The sequence below is a fragment of the Nonomuraea turcica genome (assembly GCF_030718205.1).
Taxonomy (GTDB): domain Bacteria; phylum Actinomycetota; class Actinomycetes; order Streptosporangiales; family Streptosporangiaceae; genus Nonomuraea.
The window spans coordinates 63,132-79,652 of record NZ_JAUZQF010000008.1; the positions used below are offsets into that span (position 1 = coordinate 63,132).

Annotated in this window: 17 protein-coding genes; 7 read left to right on the forward strand and 10 right to left on the reverse strand. The window is 68.7% G+C overall.

Annotated elements, in window-relative coordinates; translation table 11 throughout:
- Positions 1–42: 42 nt before the first annotated feature.
- Positions 43–690 carry an HAD-IA family hydrolase gene (locus tag Q9G87_RS21435; RefSeq protein WP_305918198.1) on the forward strand — a complete coding sequence of 216 codons (648 nt, stop codon included), beginning with the start codon at positions 43–45 and terminating at the stop codon, positions 688–690.
- On the opposite strand, the gene Q9G87_RS21440 is transcribed toward Q9G87_RS21435, so the two are convergent.
- On the reverse strand, positions 687–1,187 hold the full coding sequence (locus Q9G87_RS21440) for a DivIVA domain-containing protein (protein WP_305918199.1): 501 nt from the start codon (positions 1,185–1,187) through the stop codon (positions 687–689). The two genes, Q9G87_RS21435 and Q9G87_RS21440, sit on opposite strands and share 4 nt — an antisense overlap.
- A 111-nt stretch (positions 1,188–1,298) precedes the next feature.
- Here Q9G87_RS21440 and Q9G87_RS21445 point away from each other — a divergent pair, with 111 nt between their 5' ends.
- Both Q9G87_RS21445 and Q9G87_RS21450 read left to right on the forward strand, forming a co-directional pair.
- On the forward strand, positions 1,299–2,054 hold the full coding sequence (locus Q9G87_RS21445) for an ABC transporter ATP-binding protein (RefSeq protein ID WP_305918200.1): 756 nt from the start codon (positions 1,299–1,301) through the stop codon (positions 2,052–2,054).
- Positions 2,051–2,722 carry a hypothetical protein gene (locus Q9G87_RS21450; RefSeq protein ID WP_305918201.1) on the forward strand — a complete coding sequence of 224 codons (672 nt, stop codon included), beginning with the start codon at positions 2,051–2,053 and terminating at the stop codon, positions 2,720–2,722. Before Q9G87_RS21445 ends, Q9G87_RS21450 begins: the two co-directional genes overlap by 4 nt.
- A gap of 1 nt (position 2,723) precedes the next feature.
- Here the strand turns inward: Q9G87_RS21450 and rlmN are convergent, their stop codons facing one another.
- Entirely contained in the window at positions 2,724–3,824 is a 1,101-nt protein-coding gene (gene rlmN / locus Q9G87_RS21455) for a 23S rRNA (adenine(2503)-C(2))-methyltransferase RlmN (RefSeq protein ID WP_305918202.1), read from the reverse strand.
- A 119-nt stretch (positions 3,825–3,943) separates the two neighbouring features.
- Between rlmN and Q9G87_RS21460 the strand changes: the two genes are divergently transcribed.
- Positions 3,944–4,966, forward strand: coding sequence for a suppressor of fused domain protein (locus tag Q9G87_RS21460; RefSeq protein ID WP_305918203.1), 1,023 nt, complete (start codon positions 3,944–3,946; stop codon positions 4,964–4,966).
- On the opposite strand, the gene Q9G87_RS21465 is transcribed toward Q9G87_RS21460, so the two are convergent.
- From Q9G87_RS21465 to Q9G87_RS21490, 6 genes are all read right to left on the reverse strand, one after another.
- Positions 4,963–5,802, reverse strand: a complete 840-nt coding sequence (locus Q9G87_RS21465; RefSeq protein ID WP_305918204.1) for a phosphatidate cytidylyltransferase — start codon at positions 5,800–5,802, stop codon at positions 4,963–4,965. The two genes, Q9G87_RS21460 and Q9G87_RS21465, sit on opposite strands and share 4 nt — an antisense overlap.
- Before the next feature lie 80 nt (positions 5,803–5,882).
- Positions 5,883–6,440 carry a ribosome recycling factor gene (gene frr, locus Q9G87_RS21470; protein WP_305918205.1) on the reverse strand — a complete coding sequence of 186 codons (558 nt, stop codon included), beginning with the start codon at positions 6,438–6,440 and terminating at the stop codon, positions 5,883–5,885.
- A gap of 46 nt (positions 6,441–6,486) precedes the next feature.
- Positions 6,487–7,185: a UMP kinase gene (gene pyrH / locus Q9G87_RS21475; protein WP_241563775.1), complete on the reverse strand. Its 699-nt coding sequence runs from the start codon at positions 7,183–7,185 to the stop codon at positions 6,487–6,489.
- A gap of 145 nt (positions 7,186–7,330) precedes the next feature.
- Positions 7,331–8,164: a translation elongation factor Ts gene (tsf, locus tag Q9G87_RS21480; protein ID WP_305918206.1), complete on the reverse strand. Its 834-nt coding sequence runs from the start codon at positions 8,162–8,164 to the stop codon at positions 7,331–7,333.
- Positions 8,165–8,684: 520 nt separating this feature from the next.
- Positions 8,685–9,665 carry a 30S ribosomal protein S2 gene (gene rpsB / locus Q9G87_RS21485; RefSeq protein ID WP_305918207.1) on the reverse strand — a complete coding sequence of 327 codons (981 nt, stop codon included), beginning with the start codon at positions 9,663–9,665 and terminating at the stop codon, positions 8,685–8,687.
- 452 nt (positions 9,666–10,117) lie between these two features.
- Complete coding sequence (locus Q9G87_RS21490; RefSeq protein ID WP_305918208.1) at positions 10,118–10,732, reverse strand: ArsR/SmtB family transcription factor; 615 nt, start codon at positions 10,730–10,732, stop codon at positions 10,118–10,120.
- 69 nt (positions 10,733–10,801) lie between these two features.
- On the opposite strand from Q9G87_RS21490, the gene Q9G87_RS21495 reads away from it, so the two are divergent.
- On the forward strand, positions 10,802–12,100 hold the full coding sequence (locus Q9G87_RS21495) for an MFS transporter (protein ID WP_305918209.1): 1,299 nt from the start codon (positions 10,802–10,804) through the stop codon (positions 12,098–12,100).
- 98 nt (positions 12,101–12,198) lie between these two features.
- A complete protein-coding gene (locus tag Q9G87_RS21500; RefSeq protein ID WP_305918210.1) occupies positions 12,199–13,095 on the forward strand; it encodes a M23 family metallopeptidase in 897 nt (298 codons plus the stop codon).
- Positions 13,096–13,177: 82 nt separating this feature from the next.
- Here Q9G87_RS21500 and Q9G87_RS21505 read toward each other — a convergent pair whose 3' ends face one another.
- Positions 13,178–14,059, reverse strand: coding sequence for a tyrosine recombinase XerC (locus Q9G87_RS21505; protein WP_305918211.1), 882 nt, complete (start codon positions 14,057–14,059; stop codon positions 13,178–13,180).
- Positions 14,060–14,544: 485 nt separating this feature from the next.
- A complete protein-coding gene (gene dprA / locus Q9G87_RS21510; protein WP_305918212.1) occupies positions 14,545–15,870 on the reverse strand; it encodes a DNA-processing protein DprA in 1,326 nt (441 codons plus the stop codon).
- Positions 15,871–15,897: 27 nt separating this feature from the next.
- Between dprA and Q9G87_RS21515 the strand changes: the two genes are divergently transcribed.
- Positions 15,898–16,299, forward strand: a complete 402-nt coding sequence (locus Q9G87_RS21515) for a hypothetical protein (protein ID WP_305918213.1) — start codon at positions 15,898–15,900, stop codon at positions 16,297–16,299.
- The last annotated feature ends 222 nt before the right edge of the window (positions 16,300–16,521 follow it).

Genomic DNA, 16,521 nt, shown 5'->3' on the forward strand with positions numbered 1-16,521 from the left:
ACGGGTCTTCCAGAGAGCGTCATAGGCAGCATGATGAGACGTATGAAATGGGTAACGTTCGACTGCTTTGGCACTCTTGTCGACTGGCGGCACGGCCTATTCACCAGCGCCGAGCTGATCGCGCCCGGCCAGGGGGCGCGCCTGCTGGAGGCGTACAACCGGCACGAGCAGGCCGTGCAGGCCGAGTCGCCGACGCTCCGCTATCGCCACGTCATGGCCGAGACGCTCCGCCGGGCCTGCGCGGAGGAGAAGGTGGAGCTGAACGAGGACGACGCCACTGTGCCGGCCGCGACGATCCCCTACTGGCCGGTGTTCCCGGAGGTGGGGGCCGAACTGTCGGCGCTGCGGGCGGCCGGCTGGAATCTGGCGCTGCTCACCAACTGCGACCGCGACCTGATCGCCGAAACGCTGCGGCGGCTGCAGGTGCCGTTCGAGGCGGTGGTGACGTCGGAGGACGCGGGGGCGTACAAACCTGACAACGCCCACTTCGATCTGTTCAAACGCGCGCACCAGCCGTCTACCTGGGTGCACGTGGCGGGGAGTTATTTCCACGACATGGTGCCCGCCCACCGGCTCGGCATCCGCCGCGTGTGGATCAACCGGCTGGGCGAGCGCGCCCCGGACGAGACGATCATCCAGAAGGTCCTGCCCGACCTGCACGGCGTGCTCACCGCCGTCCAGGACGGTTAGCCGCGCTGCTCCAGCACATCCGCGATGCTCGCGAGGAACGAGTCCACATCCGCGATCAAGTAGCCGGATTTGAACAGCACGGTCGAGAACTTCGCCTCGCGCACCTCCTTCGCCGTCACGGGGAAGTCGGTGGTGCCGCGTAAGGTGGCCACGATGCGGTCGAGGAAGGCGTCGACCTCGTCCTCGTTGTAGCCGCTGCCCATCCGGCCCGGGCGGAAGGCCACCCGCTCGACGCGTGCCGCCTGACCCTCGAACCACTCCTCGCGCAGCATCTCGCCGGTGGGCTCGGCCATGGCCAGCCGCACGGGCCGCTTGGCCTGGGTCTCCAGCGCCACCACGAACGCTTCCAGGGCGAAGTCGACCGCGGTCTCGTGATAGCCGCCGCGCTTGGCGCGGAAGGTGGCCGTACGCACCTCGTCGGCGGTGACGGGCTCAAAGGTGTGCGAGCCTCTGCCCAGGGTCGCCTCGATCCGCCCGATCAAGGCGTCGACCTCCACGGGGTCATAGCCTGAACGCATACCCATGACGCGCGGAAAGCGGTTCAAGCCCACACTCCTCTTGAATCGTGCTGGGGGTACCTCCATTGTGGGGCCTCTTTTATCCCCAGCATGCGACCCGGCATATACCGTTACACCACCATGCGTCTGTCCCAGGTCTTCTTCCGCTACCGCAGGCGTGATGATTTCGTCATCCAGGATGCCGACGCGCAGCTCGCCCCCGGTGACGTGATCGAGCTGAGCGGCGTCAACGGGGCCGGCAAGTCGACGCTGCTCCGGCTGCTGGCCGGGCTCGCCGCGCCGACGAAGGGCACCATCACCGGGCGTCCGGACGTCGTCGGGTTCGCGCCCGACCGCTTCCCCGCCGACCAGCCGTTCACGGTCACGGCCTACTTGCGTCACATGTCCCGCGTACGCGGCGGCGCCCGCTGGGAGCCGTGGACCGAACGGCTCAACATGGAGCACCTTCTGGCCGTGCCCCTGGGCGAGCTGTCGAAGGGCAGCGCGCACAAGGTCGGCCTGGTCCAGGCGCTGATGGCCGAGCCCGGGCTGCTGATCATGGACGAGCCGTTCGCCGGGCTCGACGCCGACGCCCGCGAGGCACTGCCCGCGATCGCCGCCGAGGTCGCGGCGCGCGGCGCCATCGTCATCGCCAGCGATCACCAGGGCGGCCTGCGCGCCTTACCCGGCCTGCGTCATTGGTCGCTGCTCGACGGCCACCTCAAGGAGAGCACCACCGCCGCCGCCCTCGTCCAGGAGAAGAGCGCGACCGTGGCGGTCACGCTGCCCGCCGCCGACCTCCCCCGTTTCCTCGCCAGAATGCGCGACGAGGGCTACCAGGCCCGCGAGATCGAGGAGACCGGATGATCATCGCCCTGGCCACCTTCCGCCTGGCGGCCTACATCCGCTCCCACCGCGTCTACCAGGCCCTCCTGCTCGCCCTGGCCATGCTGGCGATCCTGCACGGCAGCCGGGCGCCACGCGGGCAGGAGGCGAGCGTGCTCACCGACGGCGCCGTACTGATCATCCTCATCCTGGCCTGGGCCGCGAGGAGCCTCCTCGACACCGAGCCCGACCGGCAACGCGAGATGTCCGCGGTCGCGGCAGGCGGCCGGGGCAGGGAACTGGCGGCGGGGCTCGTGGCGGCGTTCGCGACGTGTGCCGTCTTCGCCGGAATCGGCCTGGCGGCGGCCCTCTTGCTCGGCGTGAGCGGCGCCCCGGAGCCCGGCCTGCTGAGCGCCGCTCTCGCCGTGCACGCCCTGGCGGCCTTGACCGGGACCGCGCTGGGCGCGCTGACCAGCCGCGCCATCCTTCCCTCACCGGCTCTGTCGATCATGAGCCTGGTGCTCGGGTTCCTGCTGATGTTGTTGCTGAGCGCCTCGCCGCTGTACTGGCTCACGGTCCCGGTCGTGCGCTGGATGCGGGCGGCGAACGACGGTGATCTGGTCTCCCGGCTCCCCGAGCTGGCCGCCGTCTCACTCGCCTGGTGCCTGCTCGCCCTCGCGTTCTACATCTGGCGACGTCTGAAGGGCTGATCTACTCGGCGGCGGCGAGCTGCCCGCAGGCCCCGTCGATCTCGCGCCCCCGCGTGTCGCGCACGGTGACCGGCACGCCGTGGAACTGCAGCCGCCGGACGAACGCCCGCTCGTCCTCCGGCCGCGACGCCGTCCACTTGGACCCGGGCGTCGGGTTGAGCGGGATCAGGTTGACGTGCACCAGTTTGTTCTTGACGAGCTTGCCCAGCAGGTCGGCCCGCCACTCCTGGTCGTTGATGTCCTTGATCAGCGCGTATTCGATCGAGACGCGCCGCTTGGTCGTGGCCGCGTACGCCCACGCGGCGTCGAGCACCTCCGACACCTTCCACCGCGTGTTGATCGGCACCAGCGTGTCACGCAGCTCGTCGTCGGGCGCGTGCAGCGACAGCGCCAGCGTGACCGGCAGCCCTTCGTCGGCGAGCTTGCCGATGGCCGGCACCAGGCCGACCGTGGAGACCGTGACGCCGCGGGCGGAGATGCCCAGCCCGTGCGGCGCGGGCTCGACCAGGCGGCGGACGGCGCCGATCACCTGCTTGTAGTTGGCCAGCGGCTCGCCCATGCCCATGAACACGACGTTGTTCACCCGCGCCGGCCCGCCAGGCACCTCACCGGCCGCCAGCGCCCGCGCGCCCGCCACGACCTGCTCGACGATCTCGGCGGTGGACATGTTGCGGGTCAGGCCCGCCTGGCCGGTGGCGCAGAACGGGCAGTTCATGCCGCAGCCGGCCTGCGACGACACGCATATCGTGACCCGGTCGGGGTAACGCATGAGCACCGACTCGACCAGCGCGCCGTCGAACAGCCGCCACAGCGTCTTACGCGTGGTCCCGCCGTCGGTGGCCAGCTCCCTCACCGAGGTCAGCAGGGTCGGCAGCAGCGCGCCGAGCTTCTCCCGGGAGGCGGCGGGCAGGTCGGTCATCGCGCCGACGTCGGCGGTGAGGCGCTCGAAGTAGTGGCGTGAGAGCTGGTCGGCGCGGAAGGCCTTCTCGCCCAGCTCGGTCACCGCGGCCCGCCGATCGGCCATCGACAGGTCGGCCAGGTGCCGTGCGGGCTTGGCCCGTCGCGGTGCGACGAAGGTGAGCTGACCAGGGGGCTGGGACACGTTTCTGCCTTTGCTTCAAGTGTTTCCGACCAGGGTAGTGAACGCTGGGATCGGAGGTGGAATTCCTGCTGTCGCTACGGGTCGCGTCATGGTCTCCGCCGGATCTACAGTGCTCACGTATGGCGATTTTCCGGGCGGCATCAGGCGAGGGTGGCGCCGAGGTCGTCCTCGCCGCCGGCAACCCGTACGGCAGCCGGACGCTCGTGGTCGAGCGGGACGAGGACTCCTCGGTAGCTTACCTGTGCTCGCCCGGCGGAACGGTCCATGGCGCCGTCTGGCTCGCCAACCACCGCCCGGCCCCCGCCGTCGTGGACCTGGCCAGGATCAACGCCGGACTGCCGCCGCTGATGCCCAGGCACAACACCCTGCACCCGGACGGCCGCCGGCCGCTCGGCCAGCTCACCGCGCTGTGGTTCGAGGAAGGCGACGGGGTCGCCCTCTACGAGGACGACGTCCTGCTGGCGGTCATCCCCGGCTGGGCGGACATGAGCAGGGGCATGCCCGGCTACGCGCGGGACGCGGTGGGCGAGTCGCCGTTCGCGTGGGCGCTGGCGGAGGCGCTGGAGGGGCTGGAGCCTCGGATCACCAACGCCAAGTCCTATTGGCGCTGGCGGCACAGCGAGGGGTCGTGGCCGTCGTTCCAGCAGTTCGTGATGGGACATCTGGACCGGGTGCTGGGGCCGGCGGGCAGGTATTGGGACGCCAGCGGCGAGCGGCTGCCGACCGTCGGGATCACCGAGCGCCCGCCGCACCGGAAACGTGGCTTCAGCGTGCTGTCCACGGTGGGGATGAGCTGCCAGCGGATGCCGACGGTCGAGCAGTGGATCGACAAACCCGGCGCGTACGCCAGGATCGAGCTGGCCGTGGCCACCCGCGAGGACCCCAGGGACGCGGCGCTGCTGCTGGTGTGGTTGTCGCAGTATCCGTGGCACTCGGTCACCTGGCTGGGCCACGGGCACACCGCGAAGTGGTATCACGAGCCGTCGACGTTCCCGCTGGGGCCGCAGTACTCAGGCGTGCTGATGCAGGCCGACGCCCCCCACATGCCCGACATGTCAGGATTCGCCTTCGGCGGCGAGGCCGTACGGTGGCTCTGGCTGACCCCCGTCACCAGGGAGGTGCTCGAGGCCCAGCACCGCTAGAAGAACAGCGTCATCAGCACCCAGACCGGCACCAGCGTCGTGACCAGCGAATCGAGCCGGTCCATCAGACCGCCGTGGCCGGGCAGGATCGTGCCCAGGTCCTTGATGCCGAGATCCCGCTTGATCATCGACTCGATGAGGTCGCCCACGGTCGCCAGCAGTGCGGCCAGCGCGCCGATCAGCGCCCCCTGCCAGAGCGCGCCACCGAGCAGCCATGTCACCAGCCACGCCCCGACCGCCGTGCACGCCACAAGCGACCCGGCGAAGCCCTCCCAGGTCTTCTTCGGGCTGATGGCGGTCATCTGGTGCCTGCCGAACAACACGCCCGCGACGTAGCCGCCGATGTCGCTGGCCACGGTCACCGCGAGAAAGATCACCACGCGGTGGTCGCCGTCGTCCGCCCGCAGCAGCATGGGCACGAACGCCGCCAGCAGCACGGGATAGAACAACGTGAACACCGACGACGTCGCGTCGCGCACGTAGCCTTCCGTGCCGTCGCTGAACATCCGCCAGATCAGCAACACGAACGCGAATATCACGAACGTGGCGAGCAACCAGACCGGCCCGCCCCAGTAGGCCGCCGCCTGCATCGCCACCAGGCCGCCGAGCACGGGCACGGCCGGCACGTTGATGTCCCGGGTGGCGAACGCCCTGGTCAGCTCCACCACGCCGACACCCACGGCACCCACGACCACCAGGAGGAACAGCTCCTTGATCGTGTAGAGGGAGCCGAGCGCCAGCGCGCCCAGCACCACGCCGACGGCGATCGCGGCAGGCAGGTTCCGTCCGCTACGGCCGCCGCCGCTCGGGCTGGTGCCAGCCGTAGGTTCTTCCACAGAGTTCTCCATGAGACACGGCCCCCGCCGCCTCGGGCGAGGGCCGTAGATGCCGGACCCGCTGTCCGCGGGTGCGCCGCTCAGACCTCGAGCAGCTCGGCTTCCTTGTGCTTGAGCAGCTCGTCGATCTTGGCGACGTGCTTCTGAGTGAGGTCGTCGAGCTCCTTCTCTGCCCGCCTGACCTCGTCCTCGCCCGCGTCGCCGTCCTTGATCATCTTGTCGAGGATCTCCTTGGCGGAACGCCGGATATTACGGATGGAGACCTTCGCGTGCTCGCCCTTGTTCCTGGCGACCTTGATGTATTCCCTGCGGCGCTCCTCGGACAGCTCCGGGAACGTCACGCGGATCACCTGACCGTCGTCCGTCGGGTTGACACCGAGGTCGGAGTCGCGGATGGCCTTCTCGATCGCGCCCATCGAGCTCTTGTCATAGGGCTGGATCAGCACCATGCGCGCCTCGGGCACGTGGAACGACGCCAGCTGCTGGATCGGCGTCGGCGTGCCGTAATATTCGGCACTGATCTTGTTGAACATCGATGGCGTGACGCGGCCCGTCCGGATGGTCGCGAAGTCCTCCTTCGCGACCGAGACGGCCTTGTCCATCTTTTCCTCGGCTTCGAGGAGGGTTTCGTCGATCACAGCGGCTCCCTGTCGTCTACTAGCTGCCGGTGTCGGGCTCGCTCCGTCATTTGCCTGCGGGACTCACCAGCGTGCCGATTTTCTCACCGCGTACGGCTCGCAGGATGTTGCCCTCGCCCATCAGGTCGAAGACCACGATCGGCAGATCGTTGTCCTTGCACAGGCTGATCGCGGTGGCGTCCATGACCGCGAGGTCGCGCAGCAGCACCTCGCCGTAGTCGAGATGGTCAAACCTGACCGCGTCAGGATTCTTCCGTGGATCGGAGTCATAGATGCCGTCCACCTGCGTGCCCTTGAGCAGCGCCTCGGCGCCGATCTCCAGGGCGCGCTGGGATGCCGCGGTGTCGGTGGAGAAGAACGGCGAGCCGAGGCCGGCGCCGAAGATGACCACGCGCCCCTTCTCGAGATGCCTGATCGCGCGGCGCGGCAGGAACGGCTCGGCCACCTGCTGCATGGTGATCGCGGTCTGCACGCGGGTCTCGACGCCCCGGCGCTCCAGGAAGTCCTGCAGGGCCAGGCAGTTGATGACCGTGCCGAGCATGCCCATGTAGTCGGCCCTGGCCCGGTCGATGCCGCCCTGCGACAGGGTGGCGCCGCGGAACATGTTGCCGCCGCCGACCACGACGGCGACCTGCACGCCCTCGCGTACCGCCTCGGCGATCGAGTCGGCCAGGTGATCGACGACACCCGGGTCGATGCCGAGTGGCTCGCTGCCGGCGAAGGCCTCGCCCGACAGCTTCAGCATCACCCGCTTCCACCTCAGGTGATTGAGCGGAATTGGCGATGAGGAAGCCGCCGCCCGTGTGGATTCGTGGGCTGACTCCCGGTGGTCCTGCACGGCGGCGGCCTCCTTCATTCGGTGAATCGTGGGCTGGTGGCTTGCCTAAAGCCTAAGCCTGGCCGACCTTGAAACGGACAAAGGCGAGGACCTCGACGCCGTTCTCCTCGGCGTACTTGCCGACGCTCTTCTTGTTGTCCTTCACGAACGCCTGCTGGAGCAGCGTGAAGTCCTTGTACCAGCCGTTGACCCGGCCCTCGACGATCCTGCCGATCGCCGCCTCGGGCTTGCCCTCCTCGCGAGTCATCTCCTCGAAGAGCTTGCGCTCCTTGTCGACGACCTCGGCCGGCACCGAGTCGGCCTTGAGGTATTGCGGGGCCATGGCGGCGGCGTGCTGCGCGATGTCCTTGGCGACGTCGGCGTTCGGCTTGTCCAGCTGGACCAGCACACCAACGGCCGGGGGCAGCGCGGGGTCGGTCTTGTGCATGTAAGCACCGATGTAGCCGCCCTCGAGCACCGCGAAGCGGCGGATCTCGATCTTCTCGCCGAGCGCGACGTTGGCCACGTCCAGGTGCTCCTTGACGGACTTGCCGTCGAAGGAGGACTCCAGCAGCGCGGCCACGTCGGCGGGCTTGGTCTCCAGGACGTGCGCGACGACCTGGCCGGCCAGCTCCTGGAAGCGCTCGCCCTTGGCCACGAAGTCGGTTTCGCAGTTGAGCTCGAGCAGCGCGGCGGAGGAGTCGCCGTCCTGCTTAAGCGCGACGAGGCCGTTGGAGGCGGTGCGGGCCTCACGCTTGCCCACGTCCTTGGCGCCCTTGAGGCGCAGCAGCTCGATGGCGCGGTCGAAGTCGCCCTCGGACTCCTCGAGCGCCTTCTTGCAGTCCATCATGCCGGCAGCGGTGATCTCGCGAAGCCGCTTGACGTCGGCCATGTTCACGGAAGCCATTGCTCTTATTCCTTGTGGGATTTCGTCGTCGTGGGATTCGTCGTCGTGGATCGGGTGGGCGCCCGGGGATCCGGTTGCCCACCCTTGGTCGTGCACGGCAGGCGCGTGCCGTCCTACAAGCCTTGCCTTACCTTGCTCCGGCCCGGGCCGGCTCCGCCGCTGCTCCGCTGGCCATACTGCCCAGCCTCGCCGCGACCTACCACCTGAGCTCGGCCACCACCATCGGCCATGACCTCCGGCGATCGGCCTCAGCAAACCGCCTGATCAGGATGGCGCGGGTCGGGCTCGCCGATCGCAGCTCAGCCGTTTGCCCAGTCAGGACACGTGCCTTGCGCATCGCCCAGCCGATGGGTGATTCGCCGTTATTCAGATGTCAGCTTGCCTTGCTTGCCTTCACCCGAGCACGTGGCGCCGTGCTTGCCCGCACCCGAGCCGTGGCGATGACCGCGGCCGCAACCCTGACCTTTGGTTCACACCATCAGTTCAGGACTGCCGCCCGCGGTCCTCACCGTCGCTCGGATCAGGCCTGCTGCTCGGTCTCGCCCTCGGCGGCAGCCTCGGCCGGAGCGGCCTCCTCGGCAGCGGCCTCAGCCGGAGCAGCCTCTTCCGCAGCAGCCTCAGCCGGAGCGGCCTCTTCCGCGGCGACCTCGGCCGGAGCAGCCTCTTCCGCAGCAGCCTCGGGCGCAGCAGCCTCCGCCGGAGCGGCCTCGGCGGCCTCGTCAGCCGTGGTGCCCTGCTCGATGAGCTCGCGCTCCCACTCGGCCAGCGGCTCGGCTGCGGCCGGCTTCTCGTCGCCGCGAGCGGCGCCGGAGCGAGCCATCAGACCGGCCGCGACACCGTCGGCGACGACCCTGGTGAGCAGGCCGACGGCGCGGATGGCGTCGTCGTTGCCCGGGATCGGGTAGTCGACCTCGTCGGGGTCGCAGTTGGTGTCGAGGATCGCGACGACAGGGATGCCAAGCTTCTTGGCCTCACTGATCGCGATGTGCTCCTTCTTGGTGTCGACGATCCACACCGCGCTGGGCACGCGGCCCATGTCGCGGATGCCGCCGAGCGTGCGCTCGAGCTTGTCCTTCTCACGACGGCGCATGAGGAGCTCCTTCTTGGTGAGCCCCGAGGCCGCGACGTTGTCGAAGTCGAGCTCCTCGAGCTCCTTCAGACGCTGAAGCCTCTTGTGCACGGTGGAGAAGTTGGTGAGCATGCCGCCCAGCCAGCGCTGGTTGACGTAGGGCATGCCGACCCTCGAGGCCTGCTCGGAGATGGCCTCCTGAGCCTGCTTCTTGGTGCCGATGAACAGAATCGTGCCGCCGTGGGCGACGGTCTCCTTCACGAAGTCGTACGCACGATCGATGAAGGAGAGCGACTTCTGCAGGTCGATGATGTAGATGCCGTTGCGCTCCGTGAAGATGAAGCGCTTCATCTTCGGGTTCCAGCGCCGGGTCTGGTGGCCGAAGTGAACGCCGCTCTCGAGCAGCTGTCGCATGGTGACGACGGGGGCCATTTGCTGGTCCTCCAGGTCTGGGCGCCCTGCGGATGGGCGCGGTTCTCGGTTGTGCCGCGGCAACACGTCGGCTGCCGCCCTGATGCCCCGAACCCGCTCCAGCCGGGCCGTGGGCCCGGACCGATGGCGCGGTCCGCAGTGGGGCATGCGAAGTCGGCCTGTGGTGACAGGCCACCGAAAAGTCTACCTCCCACAACGCCCCTGGCTGACCGTCTGCGGTCAAACGGACATTCCCACCCCATGCACCTCGATCTCAGATCACATCGACCAACCCTGGCGCCACCCGGCCTCAAGCTCCGGCCACATCGGCGGGCACCGGAAATCAACACGCCTCAAGCCCGGACCACATCGCCGGGCACCGGAGATCAACGCGCCTCAAGCCCGGACCACGTCGGCGCACATTGGCGACCAGTCGGCCACAACCCCGGACCCCATCGGCCGGGCCCAGGGCATCAGCGCGCGTCATGATCCTCGGTGGGCAGGCCGGGAACCGGCCGCTTCGCGACCGGGAACAGATTGACCTGCACCTCGGCGATCCTGGCCCCGCTCGGCGCGTCCGCCTCCTCGCGGCCGCGGGCCACGTACGGCTCGATGAGCTTCTGGATCGCGTCGTTGAGCCGCACCATCTCCTCCGCGTCCACCCTGATCAGGCTTCGATTGAACCTGGTCGCGTCGCGCCACTCATCCGGCTCCTGGTCGATGCCGGCCAGCGCCCGATCGGCCTCCTCGTTCGCCTCGCGCCGGAACGCCTGCATCAACGACAGCTTGGCGTCCCGGACGTCCGGCTGGTCGCCAGGCTGGACACCGACGCGGATCGACCGATTGACCGGCCGCCACACCCGCTCCCTGCCGTCGCCCCGGGGCGGCGCGTCCTCGACGAAGCCGTACTTGGCCAGCATCCGCAGGTGGTAGCTGGCCGCGCTGGGCGTGATGCCCGCGATCTCCGCCACCTCCGTGGCGGTGGCGCTGCCCTCGACCCCGAGCCTGTTCAGGATCATCAGCCGCGCCGGGTGGGCCAGCGCTCGCATCGCCTTGGGATCACTGAGCACGTCACTGTCCCGAGTCATGCGCCAACGGTACCCGGAGAAGGTCTGAAGTATTGCCTTCAGAACTATGAAGGGATACTTTCATAAATTATGAAGCAATCCCTTCACAACTCTCCATCTCCGCCCGCCGACCCGCCACCCCTCCGCAGGCAACGCGACTACCGCCTCCTGTGGACCGCCCGTACGATCTCCATCACCGGCTCCGAGGTCTCCAAGCTGGCCATCCCCCTGACGGCGGTGACCCTGCTGACCGCCTCCCCGACCCACATGGGAATGCTGACCGCGGCCGCCTCGGTGCCCGCCCTCCTGTTCGCCCTCCAGTCGGGCGCCATCGCCGACCGGCTCAGGCGGCACCGCCCGCTCATGATCGCTTGCGAGCTCGTCTCCTGCGTGGCGGCCGCCACGGTTCCCCTGGCCTGGCTCCTCGGCCTCCTCAACGTGGCATGGCTGATCATCGTGGCCCTGGTGATCGGCACGGCCGGAGTGCTCTTCAAGGCGGCGAACTTCCCGCACCTGGCAGCTGTGGTTCCGCCCGCCCAGCACACGGAGGCAATGGCCGGCTTCCACGCCTCCTACTCGGTCGCCTCGGTCGGCGGCCCCAGCCTGGCCGGCCTGCTGGTCCAGCTCCTCACGGCCCCGCTGGCCGTACTGGCGGAGGCACTGTCCTTCCTGACCTCGGCCCTGCTGCTGCGCGCCATCCGCACCCCGGAGCGGAACGAGCCCGCCCCTTCCCGGGGCATGTGGCGCGATGTCACGACGGGCTTACGAGCCGCACTCACCCACCCGGCGCTCCGCGCCCTGCTGGCGGCGGGCGTCACGATCAACTTCTTCGCGATGGCGTACACGGCCGTTTACATGCTCTACATGGTGAACACGTTGGGCATCCCCAAGGGCATGATCGGCGCCCTCATCGCTCTCAACGGCGTGGGCGGCCTCCTGGGCGCCTGGATCACGGCCCGCCTCGCGAAGCGCTACGGCGAGAACCGCATCCTGCTCGCGGCGGTCATCTTCTTCCCCATGGAGATCCTGGCGGTAGGCCTGCTGACCGGCCCTCTTTGGTGGAAGCTCTCGCTGCTGGCCGTCACCGGAACGATCACAGGCGGCATCGTGGTGGCCTTCGCCACGTGCATGGGCGCGATCATCCTCCGTGAGACATCCCCGGAGCTGCGGGGCCGGGTGAACGCCACCACGACGTTCGCGGTCCAAGGCGTCCTGGCCCTCGGCGGCCTGGCCGGCGGCATCGCCGCCGACGTCCTCGGCCTGCGCCCGGTCATCTTCCTCTGCGCCGCAGGCATCGCCCTGAGCACCCTGTGGATCTGGACCTCCCCGCTACGCCCCCGCCGCCGCCCTCCAGCCCCAGCCGCCCCGGATCCCCGGACCTCTTCATGACCATGAAACCTGGCCCCTAGATCTGACTGACCGACGGAGTATCCACAGAACGGCGCTCGGCCCAACACCGCCCCAGCCGTCTCGAACAGACTCCCGCCATGAAATCCCACGCCGCCGCCGTGCTGGCCACCATCCTCGCCACCGCGCTCTTCCCCCTCACCGCTCCCCCAGCAAGCGCGTCACCTCCGACGTGGCGCTGGCCTCTGGACGGCCACCCCAGGATCCTCCGCCGCTTCACCCCGCCTCCCGAGCCCTGGCTCGCCGGACACCGCGGCATAGACCTGGCCGCCCCCGCCGCCACCCCAGTCCTGGCAGCAGGCGAAGGCATCGTCCGCTTCGCCGGCCCCGTAGCGGGCAAGGGCGTAGTCACCATCGACCATGAAGACGGCCTACGCACGACATACCTGCCGGTCGCAGCTTCGGTGAAACGCGGCCAGCCCGTCACCCCAGGAACCGAGCTAGGCGTCATCGAGCCCTCAGGTGATCACTGCCCGGAGTCATGCCTGCACTGGGGCCTCCTCCGCGAGACCGGCTACCTGAACCCCCTGGTCCTGCTGGGCCACGGCCCCATCCGCCTCCTTCCCTTCTGGCCTCCACGTCTTCCACCGGCAACGACGCCACCGCCACCACAGATGGACCAACCGCCACTGCCAGCACGAACGGAAGCAAAGACGCGTCCCACCTCGACCACGACCACGGCCGTCACCGCATCACGCCAGACGTCGTCACACACCCCCACCCCGCCCAGCCCTCTGAACGGCTATGACCTGAGCAGCGCGACCTCGGCCCGCCCGGCACCCACCATCACCGTGGCCGTGGCCGCCGCACTGCTGGGAACGGCCTACCTGATCACCGCCCTCCACCGACGCCGCCGACGACGCCGTACGCCAACCAGCGATCAAAACTCGAGAAAGGGCCAACACCGCAAACGCCGCCACAGCCGCCACGCCAGAGGAGCCCGCGATCAACGCTCCTCACCCGCACCACCACCATGACCAGCGGGCTCCCCACAACGGACGGCGTCCGCAAGCGCAACCCCAGGGCAGGAACACCGGCGAAATGGACGATGGAAGGGGGTCATGCCCTCGGATGAGCTTGCCTGTACGCGGCCCGCAAGCGCTCGATCGAGACGTGCGTATAGATCTGCGTGCTGTTCAGGGACGCATGGCCGAGCAACTCCTGAACACTACGCAGATCCGCACCGCCCTCCAGCAGATGGGTCGCCGCAGTGTGCCGCAATCCGTGCGGCCCCATGTCCGGAGCCCCGTCCACCGCCGCCAGCCGCGCATGCACCACCCGCCGAACGGTCCCCGCGTCGATGCGCCCTCCCCGCACCCCAAGGAAGAGCGCCGGCCCTGACCCCGCCCGGACCCACAGCGGGCGCCCGTAAATGCACCACCTGTCCAACGCCCGGAGGGCAGGCAATCCGAACGGCACCGAACGCTCCTTGCGCCCTTTGCCCAACACCCTGATGACGTGCCGATCCCGGTCCACGTCGTCGACATCGAGCGCGCACAGCTCGCTCACTCGCACGCCGGTGGCATACAGCATCTCAAGGAGAGCCTGATCCCGCAGTTCCTTGGGTTCCACCGTCGCAGGCTCGGCCAGGACGGCCTGAGCCTGCTCCTGATCGAGCACGGAAGGCAAGGAGCGAGGCGCCTTGGCGCTACCGAGGAGCAGCCCGGGGTCCACCGGCAACCAGCCCCGACGATGGCAGTAGGCGGTGAACGTACGAGCGCAGGCCGCCCTGCGCGCCAGCGTGGCCCGCGCCCTCCCCGCCCCATGCTGCTCGGCCAGCCACTCCCTGAGCACCCCGATATCCAGGTCCTCGATCGGCCCGTCCAAGTGATCGAGCAGAGAGTTGACGTCTGCCAGGTAGGCCCGGACGGTATGCGGCGAAACATCGCGCTCGAACCGCAGGTACCGGCCGAACTCGGCCACCACCTCGTCCCTGCCCACGCCCGGCCTCCCCTTCAACGCCGTCTAGAAAACGATCGTCCCACCGTCACCCAACCCCAAACACCACCTCGAGAACAACCACGCAGTGACGCTCCCACCTACGCAATCACCGCCCAACCCCCGCGGATCCCCTGGCAAGAAACGAAGAGCGCGCACTTCCCGCAGGCATGCAGCCGGCTCATCCGCACAGCCCAGTTGGAGTATGTGGTGAAAGTGGTGCTCCTGCGCGGTCGTGATGGGCGATTCGCCTGGCCATATCTGCACGTCGCCGACCGAAAATGGTGCGGGCCACCGCACGATCCTCCGAGGGCTTGCACCGAGATCGAAGGAACATCAAGCGATGGCCGCAGACCCCAGTCTGTCGGCAGGCCCGGCCACCGGGGAAGCACAATGAAAACCAGTGACCCCCACTTGTTGGCTTGCTGGAGGAAACCGCGTAAATCCGCCTCCTCACTCAGGGCAAGCCCGATCGTCCATTCCGGTCGTCATGCTCCCGCCCCCTGAGAACCGTCTGCCAGGGAGGGAAGGCCATCCTCGTGGTGTGCGAGATCGTCGTCGTCTGGGAACGGTGGTTCCTGGGTTGGATCCGCGTCCTCCGCAACCCGCGGCGGCTCCAGGACAGTGGCTTCCGATGCCTTCCGATACGCGGTTCCTTGTTTGCGGAGACGCCAGCCGTCAGGGGAGCGCTCGATGTAGCCTGCCGCGGCCAGTCCGCCCAGCGCGCTCAGGGTGGCGTCCAGGCCCAGCCCGGCTGCAACCGCTATGGAGGCCGGGCCGACGCCGCCTCGCTTGGGGATCGCGTCGAGGACCCTTCTCGTTGACTCGTTGAGCTTGTCTCTCGGGACCGCTGGGGCCCGGATCTGCGGGGCCAGGTCGTCGCCTATCACGCCGACGAGTTCGATCATCTCCTCTGCCGAGGTGACGCATACCGCCTTGCGCTCGCGAAGAAGTCTGTGGCATCCGGCTGACATGCGCGATGTGACAGGGCCGGGTACGGCGGCCAGGTGCCTGTGGAGTGTCAGGGTGTGGGCGGCGGTGTTGAGAGCGCCGCTGCGCAGGGCGGCCTCCACCACGACGGTGCCCCTCGACAGCGCGGCTATCAGGCGGTTCCTGATAAGGAAACGCGCCCGGGTCGGATGCACTCCCGGCGGGCATTCGCTCACCACCACACCCTGATCTTTGACGGCCGCGAACAGGGTGTCGTGGCTGGTCGGGTAGCAGAAGTCCACGCCGCAGGCCAGGACGACGACTGTCGGCGAATCGGCGACCAGAGCTCCTCGATGGGCCGCGGCGTCCACCCCATAGGCGCCACCGGACACGACAGTCCAGCCGGACTCGCTGAGGCCGACGCCGAACTCGGCCGCGATGTGCACGCCGTAGGCGGTCGCGGATCGGGCGCCTACCACGGCCACGGATTTGAGGCAGGAGAAGCGGAGGTCCGCCGTGCCGTGCAGCCATAGTCCAAGGGGACGGCTGGGACCGAGGTGGTCCAGTTGAGTGGGCCATTCCGGGCTGCCGGGAATGACCAGACGGGCGCCGGATTTCTCCCCGGTTTCGAGATCGGCGGCGGGGTTTGCGGCAGCCAGCCGCGCATGCCAGGCATTCAGACGTGCCGTCAGGTCGGTGGGACGCTCCTGCCGGGCCTCCTGGACTGTGAAGTCCCCCGGAAGCGTGCGGGCGCGGATCGCCTGCGCCGTACCTACGGCTCCATACTGGGCCACGAGGCGACCCATGATCGTGTCACCGACGTCCGCTGCCCGCATGAGCGCGGCTCTTGCCTCGTACTCGACGGCCTGAGGATGCTCGGCCACCTCAAGAGATTCGACAACAGGCCGAGAGTGTCCGACCCGCTGCGGATCATCACCGTCGTCGCCCGGCAGGCTTTCCCTGACCTCGAAATGTTGGAGAGCCTCACGATGTTGGACGGCCGCACCATTCTGGGCGACTTCGCGCTGCTGGCTGGCGTCATGATCCTGGGCGACTACAAGATCCTGGGCGGCCTCATGACCCTGAGCGGTCTCATGACTCTGGGCGACCTCGCCATCCTGGGCGACCTCGCCATCTTGAGCGCCCTCACCCAGAGCGGTCTCACGACCCTGAGCGGTCTCACGACCCTGAGCGGTCTCACGACCCTGAGCGGTCTCATGACGCTGGGAGGCCCCACCGTCGAGAGGCTCCTGATCGACTCCGTTGCGATCACTTATTTCAGCCTCGGCACCGATCGCCGAGGCGGTTCGTAGCACGACTGGCGCCCCAGCAGACGGCACGACAGACGGCCGAGCAGAGGGCGCGACTGACGGCACAGCCGGCGGCCCGGTAAGCGGCCCAGCATGCAGCACGGCAGACGCCCTAGCAGAGGACCCAGGAAGCGGCACGACAGACGGCGCAGCAGACGCCCCAACAGACGGCACGACTGGCGCCCCAGCTGAGGACACGGCTGGCGCCTGGGCTGGCGTCCCGCC

Bases quoted from the DNA above. Each gene is read 5' to 3' on its own strand.
- Q9G87_RS21450 (WP_305918201.1), top strand. From the start codon at position 2,051: ATGATCATCGCCCTGGCCACCTTCCGCCTGGCGGCCTACATCCGCTCC.
- Q9G87_RS21460 (WP_305918203.1), top strand. From the start codon at position 3,944: ATGGCGATTTTCCGGGCGGCATCAGGCGAGGGTGGCGCCGAGGTCGTC.
- Q9G87_RS21490 (WP_305918208.1), bottom strand. From the start codon at position 10,732: ATGACTCGGGACAGTGACGTGCTCAGTGATCCCAAGGCGATGCGAGCG.
- pyrH (WP_241563775.1), bottom strand. From the start codon at position 7,185: ATGCTGAAGCTGTCGGGCGAGGCCTTCGCCGGCAGCGAGCCACTCGGC.
- tsf (WP_305918206.1), bottom strand. From the start codon at position 8,164: ATGGCTTCCGTGAACATGGCCGACGTCAAGCGGCTTCGCGAGATCACC.
- Q9G87_RS21500 (WP_305918210.1), top strand. From the start codon at position 12,199: ATGAAATCCCACGCCGCCGCCGTGCTGGCCACCATCCTCGCCACCGCG.
- Q9G87_RS21435 (WP_305918198.1), top strand. From the start codon at position 43: ATGAAATGGGTAACGTTCGACTGCTTTGGCACTCTTGTCGACTGGCGG.
- Q9G87_RS21445 (WP_305918200.1), top strand. From the start codon at position 1,299: ATGCGACCCGGCATATACCGTTACACCACCATGCGTCTGTCCCAGGTC.
- Q9G87_RS21495 (WP_305918209.1), top strand. From the start codon at position 10,802: ATGAAGCAATCCCTTCACAACTCTCCATCTCCGCCCGCCGACCCGCCA.
- rpsB (WP_305918207.1), bottom strand. From the start codon at position 9,665: ATGGCCCCCGTCGTCACCATGCGACAGCTGCTCGAGAGCGGCGTTCAC.